The following is an 18,857-nucleotide window of genomic DNA, read 5'->3' as shown; positions in this document are numbered from 1 at the left end:
TTACAGGCCATTAAATTTCAATTTAATTTCAAACTACTTACAGAAATATCTGTCGTATCCTTGAAGAAAATAGGATCCGTTTTGTCATCGCCTTTTACTTGTAAGCCATCGATACTAAGCATATGCACATCGTCAAATACCATGGCCGGCCGATAATCGGGTTTTCTGATTTTGAGTTTTATATTTTTAAAACTCAGCCCTTTTACATGCCTTACATAAAATCCCCAGGCGGGAAGTTCCCCAAACATAGAAAATTCAGGGTAGCTGGTTTCGAGTTCCGGAACATCCTTTATCCGGTAAAGGGGTAAGTTCGCATAAGCTTTATTGCCTCTGCCCGGATAAGTAATTGTAATATCTTCGAGATGAACATTTTCTACATAAACTCCCTGATTTCCCGTGATGGATGAAGGAAATACATTGTGAAACGTCGATAAATTTGGACCACGAATTTCGTAGTCAAAATCGGGATTTTCAAAGGGTATTTCGACTTTCAAATTTCTGATCACCACATTCCGGAGCGGACCTGCTTTCTCTGCTCCACGAACGCGGCCTATACGGAGGAAAATTGCGTTGCCCGTATTTTTTGCAGTAATATTTTCTACGAGCACATTTTCAATAAATCCACCCTGTGTGGCTTCTATGGCTATCGCTGATCGAAAGGTATCGTAAATTTTAATATTTCTGATGACCACATTTCTGGCTCCACTTACCAAAGATGTCCCGAATTTTACTGCCGATGCACTCGATCGTACCGTGCAATCGGAAATATAAATGCTGTCGCAGATCTGACTTAAACTAAAATCTTCAGATTTGATGCAAATACCATCGTCGGAAGCATTGACAAAGCAATTTGTAATTTGTACGTTCTGACAATCGATAATATCAATACCATCGTTATTCCAGTATGCATCGCTATCCACCACTATTTTATCCATTCGGATGTGATAACACTTTTCGTAGGATTGCACCCAACTGGAAGCATTTTTCATCAACACACCGGTGATGGTGATAAACCGGCATCCGACAAAATCGATCAGATGCGGTCGCAATTCATGCCATGCTCTGCGTTCGGTTAGATGATAACGATGGCTGTCGATTTGCCCAGCATAAAACAAACTGTCGACATGCAAGCCCAGCTCCGCTCCCCTTCCATCAATGGTGCCTTTACCCCGTATGGAAATATGGCTTGCATTTTCGGCAAGGATCAGGGCCAGCCATTTATAAAATCTTTTATAATCTCTTGCATCGAGACTCCCGAGCAATTCCGCTTTCTTATCCAGGTACAATTCAACTCCGGTTTTCAAAACGATAGAACCCGAAACAAATTTTCCACTTGGAATCCATACGATCCCTCCGCCATCAGCATGTGCCTGATCAATAGCTTTTTGGATGGCGTTGGTATTTAAGGTGACCCCATCGCCTACGGCGCCAAATGACCGGATGTCGTAGGTACGTGCAGATGTTCCAACCGTCAATATCAGATTTAATAAAACTATATTAATGATTTTAAACATAGGCAACTTTAGAATGACAAATATAATCAGTCGTTCACAGATTCGTTTCCATTGCAATCCCAAATAATATTTTATGAGACTCCATGAAATTGAAAAATGGATTAGTGATCATAAATATATTGCAGTCAATATGATTCAAGACTAAATTTGAAAAACTTCATAAAAAATGCGTAATTTTGTTAGATGAAAGCCCTTACATTGAATCTGCCGGATCAAATAGATTTGGACAATCAGCAATTATCAATTCTTGTTGCAGTAATGCTCTATGAAAAAGGGAAGTTATCGTTAGGACAAGCTTCAGAGGTTGCCGGCCTGACTAAACGTGCATTTGCAGAAATGATGGGAAGTTACAACGTTTCGATCTTTAACTACCCTTCTGAGGACCTTAAGACAGATGTCTTTAATGCTTAAGTCGATTATTTCGTATACAAGTTGCTTGATTGTTCTTTCAAAAATTGGAGAACTTGAGCTTTTACAGCTGGTATTTGGACAAATTTCAACGACATCAGAAGTTGCCATTGAATACGGAGATCCTTTACCAGAATGGATAGAGGTAGCTAGAGTAAAGGACATTCAGAAACAACAACTCCTTGAATTACAAATAGACAAAGGAGAATCCAGTGCAATTGTTTTAGCCCTGGTAAGACCAGGCAGTTTACTCATACTGGATGATTATAAAGCAAGAAAGATAGCTAGAGGCCTGGGAATAAAAATAACAGGAACATGAGGAGTAATTGTAAAGGCCAAACTAAATGGAACAATTCCAACTATCAGACCACTTTTTCAAAAGATGAAACAAAATAATTTCCATATCTCAAATGAAATAGAGTTAGAATCTCTTAAGCAGGCCGGTGAATGAGTTCAGAAAAAATGCACCAAAGCGTTTCCTCTCCTTGTAAAATATTTAACAAAGCATGAAAAAATTTTGCATGTTAAATAAATCGTTCTTAATCTCAGTCCTTATTTACTGTTTCCTTCTTCAATCTTGTGTTGGTAATTTTCTCTCAAGAGTTGAAGATCGTATTCCATACAAGTCACTACCTTATCAGGAGTCCTCAATGCCCTATCCTGAGAGAATACTTGCCAGAGCACTGATCAGTACCCGATTTAAGGATCTAGAGCATTTTAAAACAGCAGTTAACATAATATATAATCATAAATCTAATCCCGGGGAAAACTCAGCTTCTTTACCATCCGTGCTTTTAAATTATAAGAGTAATGGTGAAACGATTGAAGTACAATTGGAGTCCGGGGTAACACAAGGCGACCTTACCCAATTGCAAAAATCAAATAAACTCCAACAATTCAAATTTGCATGGTTTCATCCTGCCGAAGTCAGACAGCGAAAAGATCTCGAAAAAGTTCACATGCTGAGTCGCAGAAGGGCTGATGTATTTGGATCGAAAGATGTGGCGTTTTACGACCTGGCAGAAGCTTCCGTAAGTCATATCCATACGCCAGAGTTGGCCTATTTAAGTGCAAGGGACAGCTCTGAAAAGGGATTTTTAAATACATTCAACCACGTCACTGCACAGGCATTGATCACTTCATTTTTCTCTAAAGACTTAGCCGATCTCATCGGAGACCTCCACGAGCGGTATTATATGCCGGAATTACTCACCGGTCAATTCAATGAAAAGCAATTGCAGGATACAATCAATAATCCAACAGATAATTACGTAGATCTCATCAATAACGAGATTGGCCAAAGATTAGGACTTCAATTAAAAGAGAAATATAAATTGAGCCAAACAAAAAAATGTACGCCCGCCTTACTTGCTTCTTATCTGAACGACCTTCAAAGTTATTACATGTGGGCACTGGAAATTGGAATGAGTCCATTCAAAGCGACCGATGAAAAGTTGATCAAATTTTCAAATAAGATGAATCGCCTATTGGAGAACGAATGATATCTAATAGTTAATCGGTTTATTTTGAATTCAGTTTTGCAATTCGTCACTTTCGTTCTAAAGGGGTGGCCTCATCCCCAGTCCCCTGCCTGGTCGGCAGACAGGTTCTCCACTATCTGGAGAAGGGAGCGATTTGGATGTAATTCATGTTGCTTTAAAATCACAGTGTTTAGTCTTCAGACCCCGCTCTTCTTAGTCTTCAGACTAAGAAGAGGCGATGGGAAAACTTAGTTTTCCAAATGATAGACTGTTTAATAATGCAATGATCTTAAATCGAAACAAATAAAATTCCATGCTTACTTCGAAGAAACTTTATAAAATACTGAATCCTTTACACTCAACGAATCCGCAACCAATTTATAATTATTGATCAAGGGATCATTTTCTAACTGCGCTGCTCCAATGAACTCCTTCCAACTTGTTGTATCTATTACAGCATCGTTAAGCACCATTCCTTTTACTTTTGTCTTTTCAAATGAAGCATGAGATAGCACGGATCCCGAAAAATTAGCGAATGACAAATCTGCCTCCACAAAAAAACCATTGTTCAAATCTGCTTGTTTCAGCAGGGCATTGTAAAATTTTGTGCGAATAAAAGTCGCGTACACCAGCTTGGATTGAAAAAAACTTGCATTGGAAAGATCTGCACTATCAAGTCTTGTCCAACTCAATTCTGTATGGTTCATTTTACTCCACTGCATTTTCGCTGAAATTAAATTCGCACCATAGAGTGTGGCCCCATCTAAATCCGCCCCATATAAATTCGCGGCGGATAATACCGCATCATTCAAATTACAATTCCTCAAATTTGCATGCTTCAAATCCGCCCATCTCAAATCTATACCCGACAAATCAAATCCTTGCAAGTCCGCATTTCTTAAGTCCGCACCTGAAAAACTTACATTCTCCTTAATCCTCCGGAAAGAAAGTGAATCCATTTTGGTATGCAACAAACTCAACAACAGCAATCCCCGTTCCGCACTTAGCAGTGAAGAATAAGCCCGTTCCGCATCAAACTCCTTTTTCAAATTAAAAGTGGCGCTCACAGCAGCCACACGATCAATCATAAATTTACGTTGCACACTATCTTTTTGAATTAATTTGAATGAATCCAGTTGACGGATGAGCTCTGCAAGTAACATGATCTTACTTCGTTCAGATTCTACATTCGCTTTTATTTTCCATTCATTCGATTCCTGTTGAATTTGTTGCAGTTTAGCATCGGGTTTCTTTAAAAAATAATAGATCTGGGCACACAGAAATATCAAACAAAGTATTGCCAGCATCAACCAGAATATTCTTTTAATCAGGGATGCATCGACTGCCATTTCACGCTTCTCACCATCATTGGGTCCTGAAAGTTTACTTCCAATGAACCAAATAAAGCAAAGACCCAATAAAATAAAGCACAGCGCAGATATAAAACCGGCCCAAAAGGAAGCTTGTACATCCACATAAGGAACTTTGATATAACCCAGAAACCAGGCACAAAGGCTTGTTAAGGTCAGTAATAAAAAGTAAATAAAACTCCGGTTGATACGCATGAATCAGTTCATTTCACTCATTTCTTTCTAAACATGACACACAAAAATAATGGTTCTGTACTATTAAACGATCTCTGAATTTCGCTTAGCGCTGTGCGAGTTTTGTACAATTCCCAGCAATTTGCTATAATTGCATAATGAGCCTTTTACAAGTATTTATTTTTTTAGGATTTTTGTTGCCGGGCATATTTAGTCGCGATAAGTTTGCAGATCAGCCCCGAAAGGATGCCCCAAATCCATTTTATCAGACTACAAAACCCATGGTGCGTTGGTTTTGGTTTGCAACTCAAATCAAAGAAGAAGATGTGAAATACCAGCTGGACTGGGCAAAGAACAAACATTTCGGAGGCGTTGAAATCGCATGGCTATATCCTTTGCACCGTTATCAGGAGTGGTTTGCCAGGGATTTTAACAGACATTATCCGGTTGATACCAGTGCACAAAAATGGTTGAGCGAGGAATGGACGGACATTGTAGCTTATACCAAGAGCTATGCAGATTCGATTGGATTGGCTTGTGATTTCACTTTTGGAAGTGCCTGGCCGGTTGCTGAACTGCATATTCCCAAAGAGTACGGAACACAGATCTATGGCGATACGTCTTTCAGTCAGCTGTTGACTTTTTCCTGGGCCTGGCCGCAAAATATGCGTGTCATCAATCACATGGATCCAAAAGCCTTCGAATTATTTGCAGCACCTTATAAAACTCCGTGGAAAAAAATTCTCAAAGGCCCCAAAACCGTATTGTTTGCAGATTCCTGGGAGATCAAACTCAACGGTAAACATAAATTATGGACACCCGGATTTGATCAGCGATTCCAAAAAAAATTTAATTACGATATCATTCCTTTTATGAATCTCGGATTGGACTCATTTCCGGATGTGCGTTACGATTACATGATGTTGGTAGACGAATACGTCACGAAAGGATTTTACGAACCTTTTGTAAAAAAATGCAAGCAATTGGGAGCCTGGTCGAGGGTACAATGTCTGGGAGCACCGGCCGATATCATGACTACTTATGAACTGCCCGATATCCCCGAAACAGAGGCGATGCTGAACAACCCGAATTATTCGAAGATTGTGAGCTCGGCAGGCTGTCTGGCATCCAAACAAGTTGTGTCTTGCGAATCCTTTACCTGTATGTATGGATTCCCGAGCACCTATCTGCGAAGAGAGCAGACTGCAGATTTAAAAATGGTAGCTGATGCATTATTTGCCAATGGCGTTAATCACCATATTTACATTGGTATGCCCTATAATCCGAAAGGATCCGATACCATCGATTTCTTTGCAACCTGTTACATCGGACCCGGTGGCAGTTTGACAGAAGAATTGTCCGGATTGAATAAATACGTAGAAAAAGTTTCGGCTTACCTGCAAAAAGGGAAAACTTACACCGACGTTGCCGTTTATATACCGTATGAAGATGCCGTGATGAAAGGGGCTTTGCCTAAAGAACAACAACGCGTTTGGGTTTGGGGTGAATATGAATTGCGCTACATCCACACTCCTGAAGAATTATCGGGTTACCATCCCATTTGGATCAACAGACATTTTCTGGAAAAAGCAAAATTTAAAAATAATAAACTGGTTGTGGGCGATGCCGCGTTTTCGCTGCTTTATATCGATGTGAAATACATGGACATCCGTGCATTAAAAAGGATCCTGGAGCTTGCTCATAAAGGATTGAAGGTATGCCTCAAACAATCTCCTCTTCAGCCAGGAAAAAACAAATCTGCTGTATTTCAACAATTACTCGAACGACTGTTAGCCAGTCCGAATGTATCTTCTGATTTTAATAAGTTGATGGATCATCCCCCTTTCATAAAAGGAGACAGTTTGCCGGAATACTGGTGTCGAATCGGTAAAGACGGAACCCGGTATTTATTCTTAAGTCAGTGGCCAGCAAAAAAACTTGCATACCCCGTGTATAGCGGACAATCCTTGATGACCGAAACAAAGACTATGGAATTTACTTTCTATGCAGGGGGAAAGAGTCAAAAAAAGAAACTGGAATTCAGGCCCTACCAATCCCTGATGTTAGAGATCAGTCCAAAAGGGGAAATCAAAGAATTGGATATTTCATATTTTCCGAAGCCGCCTTTGGTCAGGCCAAGGGAGAAGCAGAAGATGTATTTTTAGAAATTGAAATTTGGTACATAGCATCAAAAGTTCTTAAATATCAATCATTGCCAATTTATTCAGATATTGCTTGAGTCGGATGCTTATTATTATATTTGTTTTTAGTAAGAAATAAAAGTATCATTATAAAAATTTAATAATTTTGTTGAAATTCTGACTGTTATGACATTAAGCAAACGTTTTATATTTATATCGTGTATTGTTCTTATTTCTATTTCCAACTATGCACAAGACTGCGATTTTGATAAAGATCAAATAATTAACCATAAGCTAGGTAAAACCATAGTAAATTGGACCAAAATAAACGGAGGTTTAGCTTTTGCTAGATTTAATGATTCCTCTGACAGTTCATTAAATGAAAGTAAATATAAATATTGGATTTCTGTGAGTGGAGAGTTAGAAGGGATTAGATTAAATAGTGGATTTGGTCGAGGACAAATTGATTCAGTAGAAGTTAGCATTGCGTGCCGCGAACCTGGACGGTCAATTAAACTTGTGAATTACGATATAGTTCCCTTAAAAAATTCCACAATTAGTAGAATAGCAACTTACAAGTATACAAATTTATTTGATATCACTTTTGAGCAATTAAAAGAACTTAGTTCGTTTCCAAAATATTTTTATTCAATAAAAGCTTATGTTAGTGCTGATGGAAAATTATTATCGCCTGGGTATTTTAATTGGGGAATGACAAAAAAAGATTATACCAAGACAGTAAAGAATATTAATTGCATATTGAACCTTAACTAAAAATTGCCTTTGGTTTATACTCAAAAATTGCAAAAACTAGGATTTTTGATTTTAGTCAAATGATAAAAATTAATTTTATCTAAACACCCAACGAAGCCAAAGTAATTACATTGATTCCATCTTTTCGAGTATAACTAATTCCGGTACCTGTAATTATATTGAGAGAACAGGGAGGTTTTACTTTCTTCTCATCCAATATTGATTTAAATTTTATGAGACTGGCGGCTGCTTCATCCAATTTTCCGGTTCCTAATTTTATTTCAAATGCGCACCAATCACCATTATATTTTTGCACAATACAATCCACCTCTAAACCGCTCGAATCCCTGTAGTGATAAACTTTGGCATCATTAGCTTGAGCATAGACGCGCAAATCATGCGTGACCATAGATTCAAATAGATAACCCGTAAAATTCAAGTCGTTTAGTAGTAAATTTTTATCAGCACCCAAAGCTGCAACTGCAAGTGAGACATCTGTAAAATGTCTTTTAGGAGATTTTCTCAAAGCAGAAGATGACCTGATATGTGTATTCCATGCCGCTTGGTCCTCGAGGATCATCAGTCGATGCAGGGCGTCAAGGTAATTATAAATTGTTGGACGTGAAACTGCAGAGTCTTGTAAGCCAAGATCTTTTTGCAAAGAAGTAATTTCAACTAAAGTAGCCGTATTCCTGGCCAACGACCGCAATAAACATCTTACTTTTTCAGGATCGCGTTTCACATCAGACACCCGGCTCATATCTACTTCTGCAAGTAATTCTACATAAGCACGGTTAAGCTCTATGGCTTCATCAATTTCTCTATTGAGAAGCGTGGGAAAACCGCCAATGATGATTTTCTCTATAATAAACTCCAATTCACAAGGTTGGTCGTGTATATCAATTTTTCCACCATTAAAAAGTCTGGACAAACTTACTTTGCCAGTAGAATGGCCCAATTCTTGCCAACACATGCTTCGCATATCTACGATGGTAAATCTGCCAGCACCCGAGTGCATTTTTACAGACTCTTCTGGATTTGCAGAACCCGTTAGGATAAATTGGGCGCTTTTTTGGCGATCATCTATTTCATGTCGAATATAATCCCACAGTTTTGGTTGTGCTTGCCAATCATCAATTAGACGTGGAGTCTCTCCAAGCAACAATCGTCTGGGTTCAATGTCGATCAATGCCTGCACTTGTTCGTCTCTGTCAACATGTAGTATACTATTCGCTATTTGTTTCGCAGATTCCGTTTTCCCACAGGCCTTCGGACCTCTAATCAGGACAGCGCCAGAAGCATTAAGTTTTCGCACCAGCTCAATATCTGTAATTCGGTCTTTATAAATTTTGCCTGTTTCCACCAGATAAAATAACGTCAATTTTACATTTATTATGAATTTTAGTTTACATTTTATAATATAGGGGACTTCTAAATATTCATAAAAATACATATCTTTTGGGAAAAATTCTATATGGCCAAAATCATTACACCAAAGCAACAACTTGAGCTATTTGAGTGGGATGCGCTTGTTGAAAAACTTCGTTCTTTTGATAAAGATCCATTAGCTAAGCTTAACGACTACGTCAGTTTTGAATATTTTCGAAAGGAGCTGGAAAAAATTGTTAAAAGAACGGGAGAAGGTCCCGGCAGGCCATCTTATGATGTAGTGATGATGTTTAAGGTATTAATCGTTCAAAGAATATATGATTTAAGTGATGAATCAATGGAATTTCAAATAGCAGACCGGACAAGTTTTAAATTATTTCTAGGAATACGAGGAACGGATCAGATTCCTGACGCGAGAACAATCTGGTCGTTCAAGAATGAATTGAGTTTAAAGAAGGCTGATAAAAGGTTATTTAAAAAACTGGATCAACTTTTACACCAGAATAGGGTAATAATAAATAAGGGTAGTATTGTAGATGCTCATATTGTAGAAAGTGAAATTAACCGCAATAGTAAAGAAGATAATGACTTAATAAAGAATGGGCAAATACCACAAGAATGGGAGGATAACCCTAATATTGGAAGACAAAAAGATTCCGATGCCCGCTGGGTAAAGCACCATAATCGCAAAGCCTACGGCTATAAAGATCATGTGAAGATCGATAAGAACACTAAACTGATTACTAACTATGAAGTAACGCCTGCGAATGTTTATGATGGTGAAATGACGGATGTATTGATAGAAAAACGGGATGAAGGAAAACGCTTATATGGAGATTCAGCAAGTTGGGATTTCCGAGAACGAATCCGCAAGAAGGGAATGATACCTTGTATAAATCAGAAAGGAAGAAGAAACCGTCCATTAAACGAGAGGGAGCAAGACAGAAATACTAACTTATCTAGAACACGTGCACGAGTTGAACATGTATTTGGATGTATCACCACGATGTTTGGAAAAATTAAATTACGATGTATAGGTAAAGTAAGATCTTCCTTTCAAATTGGACTGACAAACATTACATATAATTTATTCCGGATTATCCAACTAAAAAGAAAAGTAGCATGGGCATAGTGTGCCCGGAACTGAAAAATCACAAATAAATTCACGAAAATGTTGAAAACCGGATCGAATTTGTTGAAAAGCCTTGCTTGCAAAAGCTCCATTGTAGCCTTTGAAGTTTAAATGAATATCATTTGAACAAATGAAACGAACTTTATTAATAAATAGAAGTCCCCTATATTAAGTTTACATATTGTAAATTATTAAGCTTTTCCACACATTGAAAAGCCTTGAAATTGAACAAATTCATCTATTAGCTTAAGCAATTGGAAAAAATCAAGAAGTAACAAATTATATAAATATATTATATAATATGTTATTTATTATAATACTGTCAATTATACATATCTAAAAAAACTTATTTAAAACATTCTTAGCCAATTTTCAGGGCACGTTAAAAACCATCCATGGTATCTTAAAGGATTTAATCAATGAATTTGCATCACTCAAATTTTGCATAATCCGGCCTGATATTTGAAATCCAATTTAACATCAGTTCGGGAAATGGGGTACTTACAACGGTCTACTAGGCTTTCCATCAATCATAAGCCTTAAGTATATTTTATAGTTCGGTAGATTAATAAAATCTTCGACATCAATCCCGACATATGGTCGGGACAGGATACATTTCTCTTGACATGTGCATTGCGTCTTCCGTGCCAATGCGAAAGGAACTCTGAATAATTGATCAGCAATGATTTTACTGGATGAACTTTTAGCTATTATTTTTAAAGTAGCATAAAGTTTTTTCGCTTTCTTATAAACCTCTAAATTTTGAAATTCGAACACTTCGTAAGGGTGTTAGAGAGAGAAAGAGAAACAGAATGAGGAAAAAATCAGAATGAGTTCGACCAGGATTTCGTTTCATTCTCATTCTCGATCTCTTACTCATTCTAATTTTACTTTTCTAAATTTTTAATCATTGTATAGAGAATTCTGGAAATTTCATCAGCTGAATTAATAATTTCATCATATTGCTCATTAGAATAAAGTCGTTCATCAAAAATGGAATCAACAATGGCAACACATTCAAAAAGAGAACTTCTGGCAATAATAAAGAAGTTTCGTCTGTCTTTAGATGTAAATCTACCGGAACCTTCAGCAATATTTAAAGGTATACTCAGAGATGCTCTGAACAATTGATCAGCAATGATTTTACTGGATGAACTTTTAGCTATTATTTTTAAAGTAGCATGAAGTTTTTTCGCTTTCTTATAAACTTCCAAATTTTGAAATTCGAACACTTCGTAAGGGTGTTAGAGTGAGAAAGAGAAACAGAATGAGGAAAAAATCAGAATGAGTTCGACCAGGATTTCGTTTCATTCTCATTCTCGATCTCTCACTCATTCTGATTTTACTTTTCTAAATTTTTAATCATCGTATAGAGTATCTTCGAAATTTCTTCTGCCTCTTGATTTAACTCCTGATACTGCTCGTCAGTAAAATGATTTTCACATTGCAGGCTGTCCAGAATGGCAACACATTCAAATACTGAAGCCCGGGATATTATAAAAAAATTACGACGATCTTTTGACGTAATCCTCCCAGATCCTTCAGCAATGTTTAAGGGTATACTTAGTGAAGCCCGGAATAATTGATCAGCTATATTTTTATGAATACCAGGTGATTTACAAATCAACTTTAACGAATTATGGAATGTTGTCGACTTTTTGTAAACCGCTAACTTTTGAAAATCAAACATACTGTAATAAAGGAAGAAAGAGAATGAGAAAGAGAAACAGAATGAGTGAAAAATCAGAATGAGTTTGTTTTATTTTCAATTCATTCTCATTCTCGATCTCTCACTCATTCTGATTTTACTTTTCTAAATTTTTAATCATCGTATAGAGTATCTTCGAAATTTCTTCTGCCTCTTGATTTAACTCCTGATACTGCTCGTCAGTAAAATGATTTTCACATTGCAGGCTGTCCAGAATGGCAACACATTCAAATACTGAAGCCCGGGATATTATAAAAAAATTACGACGATCCTTCGACGTAATCCTCCCAGATCCTTCAGCAATGTTTAAGGGTATACTTAGTGAAGCCCGGAATAATTGATCAGCTATATTTTTATGAATACCAGGTGATTTACAAATCAACTTTAACGAATTATGGAATGTTGTCGACTTTTTGTAAACCGCTAACTTTTGAAAATCAAACATACTGTAATAAAGGAAGAAAGAGAATGAGAAAGAGAAACAGAAACAGAATGAGTGAAAAATCAGAATGAGTTTGTTTTATTTTCAATTCATTCTCATTCTCGATCTCTCACTCATTCTGATTTTTGTACCCGGGGCGGGACTTGAACCCGCACGGCCATTCCTGGCCACAGGATTTTAAGTCCTGCAATATATGTTTTTAATTGAATTAACTTGTTATTATAAAGCTGATATTTAGCATTATATGAAATTTAGTGATTCAATTTAAACCAACTTTATTCAAAAAATGTTCTACCTATGTTCTACCTTAATCAAAAACCATCATTATGGCATCAGTAAAAGTAGTGCTACGCAAGAAGCCAAATAGTGAAGCAAAATTACCTCTTTGTATTCAAATAGTAAAGGATAGAAGGAACTCTGTTTATTACATTGGTCAGTACCTAAATCCAAACGATTGGGATGCCGATAAACAGCGGGTAAAAAAATCTCACCCAAATCATCGCGAACTAAACAATCTTATATTAAAAAAACTAACCGAAGCCAACAAGAAATTATTAGAAATTGAAACGCAAAGGGAAACAGCAAGCTCCAAAGCAATCAGGAATAACATCAAATCGAAATCAACCAACAAGTTCTTTTCTCAAGCTAACATTTATTTAGAAAACTTAAAGCTAAGTGGAAAGTATAACCGATATACTGCTGACAAACCTAGAATTACACGCTTCAAAGAATTTCTCAACGGAGACGATATATCTTTTGAAGAAATTACCGTAACTCTTCTTAACAAGTTCAAAGCATATTTGAAGGGGACAAGAAAAATATCAGATCGGACAATTGTGAATCACCTTATAGTTATTCGTTCCGTTTTCAGTCAGGCAATAAAGGATAATTTAATAGAATCAAAATACTACCCTTTTGGAAAGGACAAAGTACAAATTAAATTTCCAGACTCACTAAAAGTTGGGTTGTCAGAAGAAGAAGTGAAAATTCTTGAAAACACTCAATTAGAAAAAAGCCCATCACTTGATCATGCCAGAAATTTATGGCTTGTTTCTTTCTATTTTGCCGGAATTCGTGTTTCTGACATACTTCGATTGAAATGGTCGGATTTTCCAAATGGTAGACTTCATTATAGTATGGGGAAAAATTCAAAAGCCGGATCGCTTATGATTCCTGAAAAAGCAACACTAATTTTAGAGCAGTATCAGAAGGCTAGGGACAAAACAGACCTTGTTTTTCCATATTTAAAAAACACGGAAAATTTTACCGATTCATTTGATTTGCAAAGAAAGATAAAAAATGCAACTAAAACAATAGACGAAGCTTTGCAAAAGGTCGCATCAATTGGAGGTATTAATAAAAAACTTACCATGCATATTGCTCGACATACTTTTGGAAATTTATCAGGAGATAAAATACCTATTCAAATGCTTCAAAAACTATATAGACATACATCAATAACTACTACGATTGGGTACCAATCGAATTTTGTTCATAAGGATACTGATGAAGCATTGAATGTTGTGTTAAATTATTAAAATACATACACCGCCTTGTTAAGAACAATGTAGAGCAACTTGCTTACTATGGTATATACTTTGAAATAGTTTCAGTGTTTATTATTTTTAATATATCATCAATTTCTGAATCCTTTCTATAATACGCCCAATCCAAATGAATTCCTTCTGATTTTTTTAATTCAGCTTTTATTGAAGGCTTAGATGCACCATCAATAATTATTTTTATCAAAAATTGATCCACATTACTTTGTGCTTCCAATGGTATTATGGATTCATTATATGATTGGATGGTAAATCTACCAGCTTGCCGAGCCACTCGCATCATTCCATCATGCTCCTTAAATTGTTCATCTAATAGAAAACCATGATTAATAAGTAATGTGCTTTCTACATTATTGGGATGAATTGAAAAGTAATTGGTATTTCCAGCAGAACTGTATCTCCATACTTTAGGACATAGAAAGATCCAAAGAGCTCCATCCGATTCAAAATGGTCTTCTACTGCAAACATTAAAGCTATTCTCCAATTTATACTCCAGTCAAGTAATCTTGTTTTCAGACCTAAATGTTGCGCTTGAAAAGCTAATTTCCATTTCAATTCGAAGCTCCGATCCTTATGTAATTGTGAAAGTTCTAAAGCTTGCAATTTTTGTGGTAAAAATTCCGAATCAAATCTAGATTGAAGTTCATTGTCAATCTGACTAATAATCGTGGGATTATCAGATAATCTACTAAGTCCTGACAGCAATTTGTAAGCTTCCAGCGAATGTCCTCGATAAAATTCAAAATACTCAATTCCGGTATTTTTAACCATTTGAACCGTTTCAATTATTGGCATTAATTCTGAAATAGAATGAACACGGCTACCCTCGTATATATCCTTTAGTTGTTTAGGATGTTGAAATTTCATTTTTTTATTTTAAATATTTAGAAGGAATTATTTTTTAATAAGAATTCAACTTTCTTTGTAATATCATTGGCTTGCTGAAGTTTTACAGCCAATTTTGGAATATTAACACCGAATCCACACATGAATGAGTAATGTCTTTTTGTTTGTTGTGTAATTCTAACATAAACAACTCCAATTGAGTTTTTCAATGGCTTTGGCCATTTAAAGTTATAGTTTACATTTTCCTTAGTGAATCTACTACTTCTTAACATGACATTCTCCGATTCATCATATCTACAATCATCTAATATTATTATCATCAAATAGGTTTGATGAAATCCAAGTTTGAGATAGTTATTTACTTGAAAAATTCCTGACTCTAAATTTCCTAAGCCATTTATTTTGGTTTGTTGATTGGCTAAAGTTTGTACCTTGATTCGCTTGCATTCAAAAGCAATTGACTTATGAGGTTCTTCAGGATCAATAAGAACTAAATCAAGATCTCCGGGTTTTTCATTTCGCTTAATGAATGGATCTGAAACACTGAAGTATGATTTGACTTTACCTGGCTTCTCAAAAAAATCTATACAAAAAAAATCTAGAAACCCATTGCCTCCAAATAACCATCGAACCGCTTCTTTTTCGATCAAGGAAGATATACTTTCTTGGGTTTCATTTACATCTTTAAAAAACTCGTAAACACTTTTATTATTAACCAAGTAAACAGAGTCCCGAAAAACTTGCCTGAACCACATACTTCGTATATTCTTTAGAATGCTAATTTAATTGTCTTTATTGAATTCAGAAAATGGGGTGCGGGTCTCCCGCCAAGATTGCATTTCGTCATAAGGCAGATAGTGTATCGCCATGGCGAAATGCAATCTTGCAACCTTCCCAAATCAGCATCCTAAGCTAATCATCATCAGGGCTTTCTGGTTCCAGATCATCGTCTTGTATATCCTCCTTTTCGTCTTCATTTTCCTCGGATTTTGAATCCAAATCAAGATCATTCCGATCATCTGAAATCTCCCTTTCCGGTTCATCATCTTGCTGTCTATCCTGACTTTTTGACTCCCTAAGACTGACAAGCTCTTGGAGTTGCTTGGCTTCGACTTGAGCTTGCCTGTCCTTTTCTTCCAGCATATTGAGATCAATTCCAAGGGTTTTAAAGCGATAATGACGCTCTGAGACATCTTCAAGTCCGTAAAGTCTCCCACCCCTATAATATGGCTCATATCCCTTGGATTTGAGCTCGGATAGAAAATTATCAACTGATTTCGAACTGTCATAAACCGCTTGGATAGTTTCCAAAAGCTCTTGCTTTTGTGATAATTTTCTATCCATATTCAGGAGCCCTTGCTCCTGATCGGTAAGCTGGGTGTTTTTGGATTTTCCATGATTGGGTAAGCTGTTTACAAGCTCAGGATACTTCTCTTTTTGATAAGAATCCAGAGCAAGTTTTATTTCTTTGAATTCCTGACGGGAGATCCGGTTCGATTCTCCGGTCAGATATTTTATGGAGGACATCACGATATGAAGGTGAATATGCTCCTTATCCCAATGTAATGAAGCTATATACATATTGTCTTTGCCACGAAGCTCAATGTATTTCTTAGTAATGCCCTTCAACAATTCCGGATTGATATGATTCTTGTCCTTGTTTGAAAAGGATATGATGGTATGGTGAAGCCGGATATTGTCCTTTCGTTTATTCAATCTGAATTCAAAATTTTTATCCAACTCTTTTGTCCAACCTTTGGTTGTCCGACTTCTTAAATTATGTTTTAAAATTGGCTTTGGTTTATTATCTTTTTCCTGTTTGAAAAGATAATTAACCAATTGGCCGGTATTTGATCTTCTGGTGAGATTCTTTAGAATCATATTGAATTAATGAATTCCACCAATGAGTTTTTGTTTTTTGCATTTTTTTCAATATGCTCTTTGATTAAAATTTCTATAGACTTGGGATTATTTAATACCGGAAGTATTTCTCGTTCCAATTTGTAAATGGCTTCTAAAATTGATTTACCGGATTTAAAATCAATTTTATTTTCTTCTGTCATTTCCTGAATATAGTTGTATGACATTGCAAGAATCTGAGATATTTTTTTGACTTCTTTCAAATCAGGTACTATGAAAGATTTATTAAAGTATGCAAAGCAAGCTTGCTTAATCAAGCTTGCACGGCTTAACTTATGTCTCTTAGACTCAGAGCTTATTTCTTTGAACTCTTCTTTGGTAAATGATATGGTAATCTCTTTTCCGATTTTCCGTTTATTCTTTCTCCAATTTCGTTTGTATTCTCTCCAATAATCATTTTTAACTTTTTGTATCTCCGCATGTGTTCCGTTTTCAAGAACACCAGTGGACTTCAAATAGGAATATAAATTGCTTTTAGTATTAAGCCTTCTTCTCTTCATCTAACTGAATTAAAGGTGGCACATCAAAAGGAAGCTTATTGGATGGTTCATAAGGAGGTCTTTTTGTCATTGAATTTAACTTCCGATCATTAAAATATGGTTTCAGATCTGCGTGAATTGGCGGTTTGTTTCCAATCAATATTATCGCTTTGTCCGTCATCCTGATTTCATCAGCAGTCATGAGTTGTCTTGTATGCCTTATTTCATCTTCATCCAAATACTCAAATCTCCCTAAAACTGTTTCAAGCTCTTTGCAGGTTCCAATTGGTTGACCTGGGAGATATACTTTGGCATAGCAATTAGCGGTAATATTCTTTGCTTCATAAGTTCCATAAATGTGTTCGAGCTGGTGATAGTCTTGGTAGATTAAAAGTATTCCACTATTGTATTTGCGAATATTTGAAATTGTTATTGATAGTCCCGGCAAATACATTGATGATGCTTCGTCAAGAAGAAAGAAAATATTATTTTCATTCTTATCTGGAATACGCACCAATAATTCATTTAAAAATTGCTGAAAGAAAAGAGAAGTTAAAGCTCCATAATAGTGCATGTCTGGTACTGAATTGTTTATAAACAGAGCCACTTTCTTAGTTCTAAACTCCGCAAAATCAATCGTATCAATTGATGTAATGGATGCAATTAATTCATCGGTAAATAAAGTTAGTGAAGCTTTTACTGTTGCGAGTATAGAAGACAAGGTTTTATCGCCGTATGCAACAAATGCCTTGTATTCTGAAAGCATTTTTTCATCTCTGGTCTTTACAATAAGCTTGTCAATTTTTTCAGGATTGCCTGCAAATACATTGACTAAGTGGAGCACATTATAAAGCGTTCGATATTCTGGCTCTGCATAAAAAATTAGGTATCTGATGAATAGCGAAATTATAGCTTCTGCCGACTTGTTCCAAAACGGATCTTTAGCATCACCTAATGAGTTTCTGACAAGCAATGAAGCCAGCTTCTGAATATCTGAAATGGTCTTGCATCGTTTTAATGGATTGAAACATTCTGAATTTAAACTGCTATAATTTATTACTCGGATTTCATATCCTATTTCATTTAGTGCTCCGCTGACTAATAACCGAATTTCATGGCTTGGATCATTAAAGATTAAACTTGAATTTCCCTTCGCCATCAAAAGCGCACTATTTATTAATATGGTTGAGGTTTTTCCGGAACCAGAACCACCAAAAGCCACACCATTTTTATAACTTTCCGTAATTGACAGGCAATGACTTCCGTTAAGACAAAATCCTTCATCAAATTTGTTCAAAATCTCACTGGCCGGAACGAAATCCGCATCATACTCCGTTTTTCGTTCCTGACCAATGAGTGATTCTATAAATTCTAACAAACCGGTAAATATCGCAGACAGGATTTCAAATACAAGCTCTAGTATAAAGCCAATAACCCTAATCATTTCACTAATAATTTTTCCAAAAATTCACCAGTTTTTAAAAGAATCGTTCCGGACAATTTACAAGAGTAAGCAAATAGCAAAGTCAATAATTTC

General features: G+C 36.1%; 17 protein-coding genes and 1 pseudogene. 7 read left to right on the top strand and 11 right to left on the bottom strand.

From position 1 onward, the window contains the following. Window positions 1-17 precede the first annotated feature (17 nt). Window positions 18-1,514, bottom strand: coding sequence for a right-handed parallel beta-helix repeat-containing protein (locus tag IPM34_05550; GenBank protein ID MBK8955006.1), 1,497 nt, complete (start codon window positions 1,512-1,514; stop codon window positions 18-20). Between the two features lie 183 nt (window positions 1,515-1,697). Here IPM34_05550 and IPM34_05545 point away from each other — a divergent pair, with 183 nt between their 5' ends. From IPM34_05545 to IPM34_05535, 3 genes and pseudogenes are all read left to right on the top strand, one after another. Further along, a complete protein-coding gene (locus tag IPM34_05545; GenBank protein MBK8955005.1) occupies window positions 1,698-1,925 on the top strand; it encodes a UPF0175 family protein in 228 nt (75 codons plus the stop codon). After that, window positions 1,918-2,373, top strand: a pseudogene (locus IPM34_05540) (DUF3368 domain-containing protein). The gene IPM34_05545 and the pseudogene IPM34_05540 overlap by 8 nt, the downstream one beginning before the upstream one ends. A gap of 199 nt (window positions 2,374-2,572) precedes the next feature. Next, window positions 2,573-3,424: a hypothetical protein gene (locus IPM34_05535; protein ID MBK8955004.1), complete on the top strand. Its 852-nt coding sequence runs from the start codon at window positions 2,573-2,575 to the stop codon at window positions 3,422-3,424. A gap of 296 nt (window positions 3,425-3,720) precedes the next feature. Here the strand turns inward: IPM34_05535 and IPM34_05530 are convergent, their stop codons facing one another. Beyond that, complete coding sequence (locus IPM34_05530; protein ID MBK8955003.1) at window positions 3,721-4,968, bottom strand: pentapeptide repeat-containing protein; 1,248 nt, start codon at window positions 4,966-4,968, stop codon at window positions 3,721-3,723. A gap of 137 nt (window positions 4,969-5,105) precedes the next feature. Between IPM34_05530 and IPM34_05525 the strand changes: the two genes are divergently transcribed. Then, the gene (locus IPM34_05525) at window positions 5,106-7,112 is read left to right on the top strand and encodes a hypothetical protein (protein MBK8955002.1); all 2,007 of its coding nucleotides are present in this window, start codon (window positions 5,106-5,108) and stop codon (window positions 7,110-7,112) included. 162 nt (window positions 7,113-7,274) lie between these two features. Continuing rightward, window positions 7,275-7,862, top strand: a complete 588-nt coding sequence (locus tag IPM34_05520; protein MBK8955001.1) for a hypothetical protein — start codon at window positions 7,275-7,277, stop codon at window positions 7,860-7,862. A 79-nt stretch (window positions 7,863-7,941) separates the two neighbouring features. On the opposite strand, the gene IPM34_05515 is transcribed toward IPM34_05520, so the two are convergent. Then, on the bottom strand, window positions 7,942-9,294 hold the full coding sequence (locus IPM34_05515) for an ATP-binding protein (protein ID MBK8955000.1): 1,353 nt from the start codon (window positions 9,292-9,294) through the stop codon (window positions 7,942-7,944). 21 nt (window positions 9,295-9,315) lie between these two features. Here IPM34_05515 and IPM34_05510 point away from each other — a divergent pair, with 21 nt between their 5' ends. Beyond that, window positions 9,316-10,362: an IS5 family transposase gene (locus IPM34_05510; GenBank protein MBK8954999.1), complete on the top strand. Its 1,047-nt coding sequence runs from the start codon at window positions 9,316-9,318 to the stop codon at window positions 10,360-10,362. Window positions 10,363-11,249: 887 nt separating this feature from the next. Here IPM34_05510 and IPM34_05505 read toward each other — a convergent pair. From IPM34_05505 to IPM34_05495, 3 genes are all read right to left on the bottom strand, one after another. Next, on the bottom strand, window positions 11,250-11,576 hold the full coding sequence (locus IPM34_05505; GenBank protein ID MBK8954998.1) for a four helix bundle protein: 327 nt from the start codon (window positions 11,574-11,576) through the stop codon (window positions 11,250-11,252). Window positions 11,577-11,704: 128 nt separating this feature from the next. After that, window positions 11,705-11,989, bottom strand: a complete 285-nt coding sequence (locus tag IPM34_05500; protein ID MBK8954997.1) for a four helix bundle protein — start codon at window positions 11,987-11,989, stop codon at window positions 11,705-11,707. A gap of 178 nt (window positions 11,990-12,167) precedes the next feature. Beyond that, window positions 12,168-12,452, bottom strand: coding sequence for a four helix bundle protein (locus IPM34_05495; GenBank protein ID MBK8954996.1), 285 nt, complete (start codon window positions 12,450-12,452; stop codon window positions 12,168-12,170). A gap of 386 nt (window positions 12,453-12,838) precedes the next feature. Between IPM34_05495 and IPM34_05490 the strand changes: the two genes are divergently transcribed. Beyond that, on the top strand, window positions 12,839-14,050 hold the full coding sequence (locus IPM34_05490) for a site-specific integrase (protein ID MBK8954995.1): 1,212 nt from the start codon (window positions 12,839-12,841) through the stop codon (window positions 14,048-14,050). 46 nt (window positions 14,051-14,096) lie between these two features. On the opposite strand, the gene IPM34_05485 is transcribed toward IPM34_05490, so the two are convergent. The 5 genes from IPM34_05485 to IPM34_05465 form a co-directional block, all read right to left on the bottom strand. Further along, window positions 14,097-14,942: an FRG domain-containing protein gene (locus IPM34_05485; GenBank protein MBK8954994.1), complete on the bottom strand. Its 846-nt coding sequence runs from the start codon at window positions 14,940-14,942 to the stop codon at window positions 14,097-14,099. 17 nt (window positions 14,943-14,959) lie between these two features. Next, the gene (locus IPM34_05480; GenBank protein ID MBK8954993.1) at window positions 14,960-15,676 is read right to left on the bottom strand and encodes a hypothetical protein; all 717 of its coding nucleotides are present in this window, start codon (window positions 15,674-15,676) and stop codon (window positions 14,960-14,962) included. A gap of 157 nt (window positions 15,677-15,833) precedes the next feature. Beyond that, on the bottom strand, window positions 15,834-16,802 hold the full coding sequence (locus IPM34_05475) for a relaxase/mobilization nuclease domain-containing protein (GenBank protein MBK8954992.1): 969 nt from the start codon (window positions 16,800-16,802) through the stop codon (window positions 15,834-15,836). Continuing rightward, window positions 16,799-17,341, bottom strand: a complete 543-nt coding sequence (locus IPM34_05470) for a hypothetical protein (GenBank protein ID MBK8954991.1) — start codon at window positions 17,339-17,341, stop codon at window positions 16,799-16,801. The genes IPM34_05475 and IPM34_05470 overlap by 4 nt, the downstream gene beginning before the upstream one ends. Further along, window positions 17,322-18,764 carry a type IV secretory system conjugative DNA transfer family protein gene (locus IPM34_05465; GenBank protein MBK8954990.1) on the bottom strand — a complete coding sequence of 481 codons (1,443 nt, stop codon included), beginning with the start codon at window positions 18,762-18,764 and terminating at the stop codon, window positions 17,322-17,324. The genes IPM34_05470 and IPM34_05465 overlap by 20 nt, the downstream gene beginning before the upstream one ends. Between the last annotated feature and the right edge of the window lie 93 nt (window positions 18,765-18,857).

This window comes from Saprospiraceae bacterium, from assembly GCA_016716185.1.
Classification (GTDB): domain Bacteria; phylum Bacteroidota; class Bacteroidia; order Chitinophagales; family Saprospiraceae; genus Vicinibacter.
This window is presented reverse-complemented; position numbering and strand designations above follow the sequence as displayed.